A 7,665-nucleotide genomic window follows, 5' to 3' on the forward strand; every position below is an offset into this window, starting at 1 on the left:
CGACAAAAAAGCGCGTTTCCTTGATGCGTCTTTATCGTTAAAGGCGCTGCCCCATGGCCAAGATCGAAACCCCGCGCCCAAAGACCCCTAATCCGGTGCGCGGCACGCAGGACATGCTGGGCGGCACGAGCGAAGCGTTCCAGGAACGTTTCGCCCATGTAGTCGCGACCTTCGACCGGGTACGCAGGCTCTACGGCTTCCAGCGGGTGGAAGTGCCCGTGTTCGAATCGACGGCGGTGTTCGCCCGCTCTCTGGGCGAAAGCACGGACGTCGTTTCCAAGGAAATGTACACGTTCGAGGATCGCGGCGGCGACAGCATCACGCTGCGCCCCGAATTCACGGCCGGCATCTCCCGCGCCTATATCACAGAAGGCTGGCAGCAATATGCGCCGCTGAAGGTCGTGACCCACGGTCCGCTGTTCCGTTACGAACGCCCGCAAAAGGGCCGGTTCCGCCAGTTCCACCAGCTTGACGCGGAGATTATCGGCGCAGGCGAGCCGGGCGCGGACGTGGAACTGCTGGTGCTGGCCGACCAGTTGCTGCGTGAGCTGGGCGTGTCGGAAGGCGTGACGCTCAATCTCAACACGCTCGGCGACGGGCCGAGCCGTGAAGCCTGGCGCGCCGCGCTGATCGCCCATTTCGAGGCGCATCGCGGCGAATTGTCGGAAGAGAGCATCGATCGCCTGCACCGGAACCCGCTGCGCATCCTCGACAGCAAGGATCCTCGCGACCGGCCGGTGGCGGACAGCGCGCCGGACATCGACGCCTATCTCACTGACGAAGCGCGCAGCTTCTTCGAGAAGGTGACGGCGGGCCTCGACGCGGCGGGCGTGGCGTGGGAGCGCAATGCCCGGCTGGTGCGCGGCCTGGATTATTACCGTCATACCGCGTTTGAATTCATCACCGATCGTCTTGGCGCGCAGGGCACGGTGCTGGGCGGCGGGCGTTATGACGGGCTGATCGAGAATCTGGGTGGTCCCTCGACCCCGGCGGTCGGATGGGCGGCGGGGATCGAGCGGCTGGCTATGCTGGTGGATGCGCCGGAGATCGCCGGACCGGCCGTCGCGGTCATCCCCATGGGCGAAGCCGCGGAGATCAGGGCCACCGGCATCATTGCGGATCTGCGCCGCGCCGGCGTCGCGTGCGACATGGGCTATCGCGGCAATATGAAGAAGCGGATGCAGCGGGCCAATGCATCGGGTGCGGCCTGGGCCGTGATTCTGGGCGATGATGAACTGGCGCGGGGCGAGGCGGCTTTACGCAATCTCGGCACAGGCGAGCAGGAAGCCGTTGCCTTGGACGCCCTGATCGGGAAGCTGACGGCGCTCTGATGCACATCTCCGCCGAACGCATCGCGCAGATCGAGGCGCGCCGGGACGAGGTGCAGGCGTCGATGACGCGTGCCGACCTCGCACCGGAAGAGTTCGTGCGGCTGTCCAAGGAATATGCCGAGATCGAGCCGGTGGCCAAGGCTGCCCATGAGGTCCGTCGCCTGCGCCAGGAATTGAGCGCGCTTGAATATATGGCGGGCGGCGAGGATGCGGATGCCGATCCGCTGATGCGCGAAATGGCGCAGGAGGAGATGCAACTCATCAAGGGCAAGCTTCCCGACGCCGAGCGTGCCCTCGCCCTCCAGCTTCTGCCCAGGGATGCCGCCGACGCCCGTCCGGCCATGCTGGAAATCCGCGCAGGCACTGGCGGAGACGAAGCCGCGCTGTTCGCGGGCGACCTGTTCCGCATGTATCAGCGCTATGCCGACGCGCAGGGCTGGAAGATGGAGATGATCTCCGCCAACGCCTCCGAAGTCGGGGGGTTCAAGGAAGTGGTTGCCAGCGTCACCGGCATCGGCGTGTTCGCCAAGCTGAAATTCGAAAGCGGCGTCCACCGCGTCCAACGTGTCCCCGCCACCGAAAGCGGCGGGCGCATCCACACCTCGGCGGCGACCGTCGCCGTGCTGCCGGAACCGGAAGAGGTCGACGTCCAGATCGCTGACGGTGACCTCAAGATCGACATCTATCGCGCATCGGGCGCGGGCGGCCAGCACGTCAACACCACCGATTCCGCCGTGCGGATCACGCACTTGCCCTCCGGCATCGTCGTGACGCAGCAGGACGAGCGGTCCCAGCACAAGAACAAGGCGAAGGCGATGCAGGTGCTGCGCGCCCGCCTATACGAGATGGAGCGTGAGCGCGCCCAGAGCGAACAGGCCGGCGCGCGCAAGGCGATGGTCGGTTCCGGCGACCGTTCCGAACGTATCCGCACCTATAATTTCCCGCAGGGACGGGTGACGGACCACCGCATCAACCTGACACTGCACCGCTTGCCGGAAATCCTGGAAGGACCGGGCCTGTCGGAGGTCATCGACGCCCTGGTGGCAGAGGATGAAGCCGCGCGTCTCGCCCAGTTGGACGGCGTGGCGTGACGCTGCGCTCCGCCAAGCGACATGCGTTTTTCCCGCGATCGTGGAAATGACGAACATGGGGGTTGCCCCCGCCCTGCGAGAAGCAACCGAGCGCCTCTCCTCCATCAGCGCCACCCCGCGGCTCGATGCCGAACTGCTTCTGGCCCACGCGCTGGAGATCGATCGCAACGAACTGCTGATGCGGCAGCGCGACCTCAGCGTCCCACCCGCTTTCGAATTGCTGCTCCAGCGGCGGCTGACCGGCGAACCGATCGCCTATATCACCGGGGTGCGCGATTTCTGGACGATCAGCCTGCACGTCACGCCCGATGTCCTCATCCCGCGCCCCGACAGCGAGACGCTGATCGAGGCCGCGATCGGGCATTTCGGCGCGCGAAGCCCCGCCCGCATTCTTGATCTTGGTACCGGCTCCGGTGCGCTGCTGCTCGCCGCGCTCAGCCAATGGCCGCAGGCAAGCGGCGTGGGCATCGACATTTCTCCCGCTGCGCTGGCGGTTGCCAGGAGCAATGCCGACAATCTGGGCCTCAGTCCACGGGCCGATTTCCGCCAGGGCGACTGGGCGGAGGGAATGGACGGCCCGTTCGACCTGATCCTCGTCAATCCGCCCTATATCGCCCGCGACGTCGCGCTGTCGGGCGATGTCCTGCATGAACCTGAAAGCGCGCTTTTCGCAGGCGCGGAGGGTCTGGACGACTATCGCCGGATCGCGCCGATGCTGCCCCGGCTGCTGGCGCGGGACGGGATGGCCGCGATCGAGATCGGCTATGATCAGCGGCACAGCGTCTCTGCCCTGCTTGCTGATCAAGGACTTAGCGTTGCGGTCCGCCACGATCTGGCCGGCCATGACCGCTGCCTGGTCGCGACCCTGGGGCGATCCGCCTGACCGCGCAAAGGATTTGCGCCGGCACAAGCGAAAATTGCTTGGTTTATGGCCGGGAAGCCACTACATGGAGCTTAGGGACGGCACTATCCTGAGGATCTGCCCCGTGGGGCCGCGACAAGAAAAGGCCGTTTTCCCGCTCCTTCAAAGTCACGATGGCGCTGCTGCGCAAGCGCCTCTGGCAGGTCAAGGGCATAGGCCGATCGCTCGGCCCCTGCCTGGCGGAGCCTTATCCGGCCTGATGGCCAGGCCGTGTTGAAGGATGGCGACAGAACAGTGTTTTTCCGTGAATGATGGCAAAGTGAACGCAAGGATCAGCTCTTGATCAACAACAGGCAGGCCGGTCGCCGGAATCGCGGCCGGAACAACAATAATGGCCGGCCCAACGGTGGCAATCGGGGCGGCGGTGACAGTGGCAACCGGATCGACAACCGCGCTCGCGGCAATGCGGCCCAGCTTCTTGAAAAATACAGGAATATGGCGCGCGATGCCCAGATGACGGGCGATCGGGTGAATGCGGAATATTATCTGCAATTTGCCGACCATTATTTCCGCGTGCTGGCCGACAATCGCGCCCGTCAGGAGGAGCAGCAGCAGCGGTTCCGTCCCCGGGACGATAATTTCGACGATGGTTTCGACGATTTCGATGTCGGCGAGGAAGCGGGCGAGGATATGCGCGCCGATCAGGCGAGCGACCGCGGGCAGGATTTCGATCGCCGTCGGGACGAGCAGCGCGATTATCGCGAGGGGCGGAACGACCGGGGTCGCCGCGATCGCAATGAACGCAACGACCGGAACGACCGCAACGAACGGCGCCGGGAGCGTCCATCGGTAGAAGAAGCGCCGTTCGAGGAAAGCGTGGAACAGCGGCAGCCGGAAGTGGCGCCTGAACCGTTCCGCGCGGCTGAACCCGCTTCTGAACCGCAGCCCGAGGCAGAGGCGCCCCGCGCGCGTCGCGGTCGCCCCCGCAAGGCGGCGGCAAAGGAAGAAGGCCAGGGCGGTTTGGATCTGGCGGTTTTGCCGCCCTCGATCGCTCGCGCCGACAATGACGCGGAGTCTGCTGCGGAAACACCGCGCAAGCGGACCCGCCGTGCCCGGCCCGCGGCGGAGGCGGCCGAATAAGGCTCGCTCCTGCCCGATCGGGCGGAAATGAGACCAAAAAGGGGGACAGTGCCGTCGCGCTGTCCCCCTTTTTGCTTCCGGTGCAGTCTTGGAGATCAGGCCGGCAGCGGACGCGGCCGGTGATTTCCATCCAGGGCGACGAAGGTGAACAGCCCGCTCGTCAGTTCGACCTTCATTCCCTGTCGTCCCCGCGTCGCGATGACGTCGATGCGGATGGCGACGGACGTCCGCCCCCGCCTTTCCTCCTGGGCATAGACCGATACGATATCCCCCAGCAGGATCGGGGCGATGAAGGTCATGCTCTCTATCGCTACCGTTGCGACGGGCCCTTGCGCGATTCGCGTGGCGACGATGCCGCCCGCTATGTCCATCTGGCTGAGCACCCAACCGCCGAAAATATGCCCGTTGGCATTGATGTCGGTGATGTGAGGCACCACCCGCAACACCACTTCACCTCTTTCGTCAGTCATCGGTTGGCCCCTCTTCTTTCATCCGGTCAATCACCTGTTCGTCATGCCCCGTTCCGCTGGACAGAAACGCCAGGGCCATCAGGCCGGTGCCCAGCATGAACGTCAACCAGACGCCCAATACTGTCGCGATGATCATGTGGATCGGCATGGGACCGGCCCACATATGCAGCAAAAGCAGCGCCGCGCCCACGCACAGCGCACCGCCCAGCGCCATCCATCCCATGAGCCGCCGGTATCGTCCCCATGCGATCCTGGCGATCTCTGGATCATCAAGGCCCTGTTTGCGCGTCATCCCTTTCCTTTGGGGTGTGAAAGTGGGATCATCAAGGGACCGAGGCATTTAGTCGGCAGGCAGGGAGGTGGATCATGACGATCGCGACGATTCTGAAGCGCAAGGGACAGGATGTCGTCCAGGTGCAATCGAGCGATACGGTCCTGTCTGTGGTGCAACGGCTGGCCGAACGGCGGATCGGCTGCGTGCCGGTGGTGGATGATGGCACGGTCGTCGGCATCTTTTCCGAGCGCGACCTGGTCTATCGCGTGGCGCAGGAGGGCGCGGCGGTGCTGGAACGTCCGGTCGGGGAGATCATGACCGCGCCGGCGATCACCACGGATGATCGGACGCCTGTCATCCACTGTCTTTCGCTGATGACGAAGCGCCGCATCCGCCATTTGCCGGTGGTCGTCGACGGCACGCTGGTGGGATTGGTGTCGATAGGCGATCTCGTGAAGTTCCGCATCGATTCGATCGAATCGGAAGCGGCGGCTCTGCGCGATTATATCCAGACCGCCTGATCCGCCTCAGGCGGGCACTTCGACCGGCGGCGCCTGCCTTGTGACCAGCGCGACCAGTTCCATCAACGTCCCCCGCGCGCACAGCATCAAGGCCGCGCCGAAGGCAAGGGCGCCGGTCGGCACCAATATTCCCAGCCGGATGGGCGCGGGGAGCGCGGGCAGGAGCCGGTCAACGGCGACCACCGCCCCCGCCATCAACAGCGAACATCCCAGTCCCGGCGCGGCCGCCCGCATCAGGTCGATCAACCGCAGCCCCATCGGCGCGCCCGCGAGCCGCGCGGTGATGAGCGTGAGGATCGGAAAGGCGCAAAGCCAGGCCCATGCCAGACCGATCGCCCCGAACCGGATCCCGATGAAGAAGGCGGCCGGCATCAGCAGCGCCCCGACCGCCGCGACGCGCGCCGTTGTCCCCGGACGACCCAGCGCATTGCTGACGGGAGCGAACATCACCTGCAAGGTCATGAACGGCATGGCGAGCGCCAGGACCGCCACGAAAGGCGCCATGTCGCGCCACTTGGCGCCGAACAGCGTTTCCACCAGCGGTCCGGCCGTCACTGCCATGCCCAGATAGACCGGGCAGGAAATCAACAGTAGCAGGCGTACCGCCTTGCAGAAGGACCATGCGATTCGCGACGGATCCTTCTGCATCCGCGCATAGGCGGGGAAAGCCACGTCGTTGAGCGGCGGGATGAATTTGCTGACGAAGATCTGCGTCAGGAACAGCGCTTCGGCGTAAAGGCCCAGTTGATGCGGTTCCAGTACACGCCCGCCGATGAAGATGTCGGCCTGGCTCTGCACGATCCAGAAAAGCTGTCCGCCCAGCAGCGACGCGCCATAGGCCACCATCGCGCCGGTGCCGCGAAAATCGAAGCTGGGAATCGGCTTGAAGCCGGTCGCCAGCATATAGCCCACGCCCTTGACCCAGAAGCCCGCGATCGGGGCAAACACCAAGGTCCACACGCCCCAGCCGGACAGCGCGCCGGTGAGCGCTACCGCCGCCGACGCCATGGCCGCGATCAGGTTCACCAGCGCAGGCCGCCGGAAATCCATCGCTCGGCCCATGATCGCTTCGGGAATGGAGATGAAGGGCGTGGAAAGATAGAGCAGCGCCTGCACACGCAGCAGTTCGGCGACCTTGGGCTGATCATAATAGTCCGCGGCCCATGGCGCGATGGCGAGCTGCATCAGCGCCAGCCCGCCGTTCAGCAACAGCATGATGCCGAAGGCCTGCCGCAGGCGATGGCGATCCAGCGTCTCTGACTGGACCAGAGCGCTCACCAGACCATAGCCGTTGAGAAAGGTCGCGAAATTCAAGATCACCTGGGTCATGGCGAACAGGCCATAATCCCTGGGATCGAGCAGCCGGATCACGGCCAACGTGACGACCCAGCTCACCATTTGCGCCACGATCTGGCTTCCCGATCGCCAGAGAATCGCGCTTCTGATCCTTGTGCCAAAAGCCGCGTCATCCGCGTCGGCGTCCTGCAAACCCATTGTCATTCCCATTTTCCGGGCGTCCATGCGCCCTGAATCCGTCCTATCGGCCAAGTCCCAAGAAATTCTGAAATAAAATTGCAAAAAGGGTTTGACGGTTCGGGAAGCCCTCCATATATGCCCCTTCACCGACGCGGCGCTGCCCCACTGGGACGGCGGAAGCGGCGGTCGCCGACATAGACGGACGCTGGTCTCCCGGAACGCAAGGAACGGGGTGGGATAGCTGTCCGGTTTATGTTGTGAGGTTCTTTGACATTGTAGATTGATGAAGGGACATGTGGGCGGCGGCTCCGGGTTCTGACGGCTTCTGGGCGTCGGATATTCGGTTAAAGCAAGCCATTACTCACAATGTCCTTACACACCATGTAAGATTTGTGCAGGAATGGCTCCTAGAAATGAGCGGTTCTATCTTGGGATTATTCCTCCTGGGATAGGATCGGACATCAAACTTGAGAGTTTGATCCTGGCTCAGAACGAACGCT

General features: G+C 64.2%; 8 protein-coding genes. 5 read left to right on the forward strand and 3 right to left on the reverse strand.

Translation table 11 applies throughout. The features are described 5' to 3' along the window. The first annotated feature begins 53 nt into the window (after window positions 1-53). The 4 genes from hisS to MRBLMA1_RS21580 all read left to right on the forward strand — a co-directional run bounded on the left by hisS (window position 54) and on the right by MRBLMA1_RS21580 (window position 4,424). Window positions 54-1,331 carry a histidine--tRNA ligase gene (hisS, locus tag MRBLMA1_RS21565; protein ID WP_363739781.1) on the forward strand — a complete coding sequence of 426 codons (1,278 nt, stop codon included), beginning with the start codon at window positions 54-56 and terminating at the stop codon, window positions 1,329-1,331. After that, window positions 1,331-2,422, forward strand: coding sequence for a peptide chain release factor 1 (prfA, locus tag MRBLMA1_RS21570; RefSeq protein WP_414714736.1), 1,092 nt, complete (start codon window positions 1,331-1,333; stop codon window positions 2,420-2,422). The genes hisS and prfA overlap by 1 nt, the downstream gene beginning before the upstream one ends. A gap of 55 nt (window positions 2,423-2,477) precedes the next feature. Then, complete coding sequence (gene prmC, locus MRBLMA1_RS21575) at window positions 2,478-3,305, forward strand: peptide chain release factor N(5)-glutamine methyltransferase (RefSeq protein ID WP_363739783.1); 828 nt, start codon at window positions 2,478-2,480, stop codon at window positions 3,303-3,305. Between the two features lie 318 nt (window positions 3,306-3,623). Next, window positions 3,624-4,424, forward strand: coding sequence for a DUF4167 domain-containing protein (locus MRBLMA1_RS21580; protein ID WP_363739785.1), 801 nt, complete (start codon window positions 3,624-3,626; stop codon window positions 4,422-4,424). A gap of 95 nt (window positions 4,425-4,519) precedes the next feature. On the opposite strand, the gene MRBLMA1_RS21585 is transcribed toward MRBLMA1_RS21580, so the two are convergent. After that, window positions 4,520-4,894 (reverse strand): acyl-CoA thioesterase, encoded by a 375-nt coding sequence (locus MRBLMA1_RS21585; RefSeq protein ID WP_133654519.1) that lies wholly within the window; start codon window positions 4,892-4,894, stop codon window positions 4,520-4,522. Further along, window positions 4,887-5,186, reverse strand: coding sequence for a hypothetical protein (locus tag MRBLMA1_RS21590; protein ID WP_133654520.1), 300 nt, complete (start codon window positions 5,184-5,186; stop codon window positions 4,887-4,889). Before MRBLMA1_RS21590 ends, MRBLMA1_RS21585 begins: the two co-directional genes overlap by 8 nt. A 74-nt stretch (window positions 5,187-5,260) precedes the next feature. On the opposite strand from MRBLMA1_RS21590, the gene MRBLMA1_RS21595 reads away from it, so the two are divergent. Next, window positions 5,261-5,689, forward strand: coding sequence for a CBS domain-containing protein (locus tag MRBLMA1_RS21595; RefSeq protein WP_133654521.1), 429 nt, complete (start codon window positions 5,261-5,263; stop codon window positions 5,687-5,689). Window positions 5,690-5,695: 6 nt separating this feature from the next. Here MRBLMA1_RS21595 and MRBLMA1_RS21600 read toward each other — a convergent pair whose 3' ends face one another. Next, the gene (locus MRBLMA1_RS21600) at window positions 5,696-7,183 is read right to left on the reverse strand and encodes a lipopolysaccharide biosynthesis protein (protein ID WP_363739787.1); all 1,488 of its coding nucleotides are present in this window, start codon (window positions 7,181-7,183) and stop codon (window positions 5,696-5,698) included. Window positions 7,184-7,665 lie beyond the last annotated feature (482 nt).

The sequence above is a fragment of the Sphingobium sp. LMA1-1-1.1 genome (assembly GCF_040676365.1).
Lineage (GTDB): Bacteria > Pseudomonadota > Alphaproteobacteria > Sphingomonadales > Sphingomonadaceae > Sphingobium.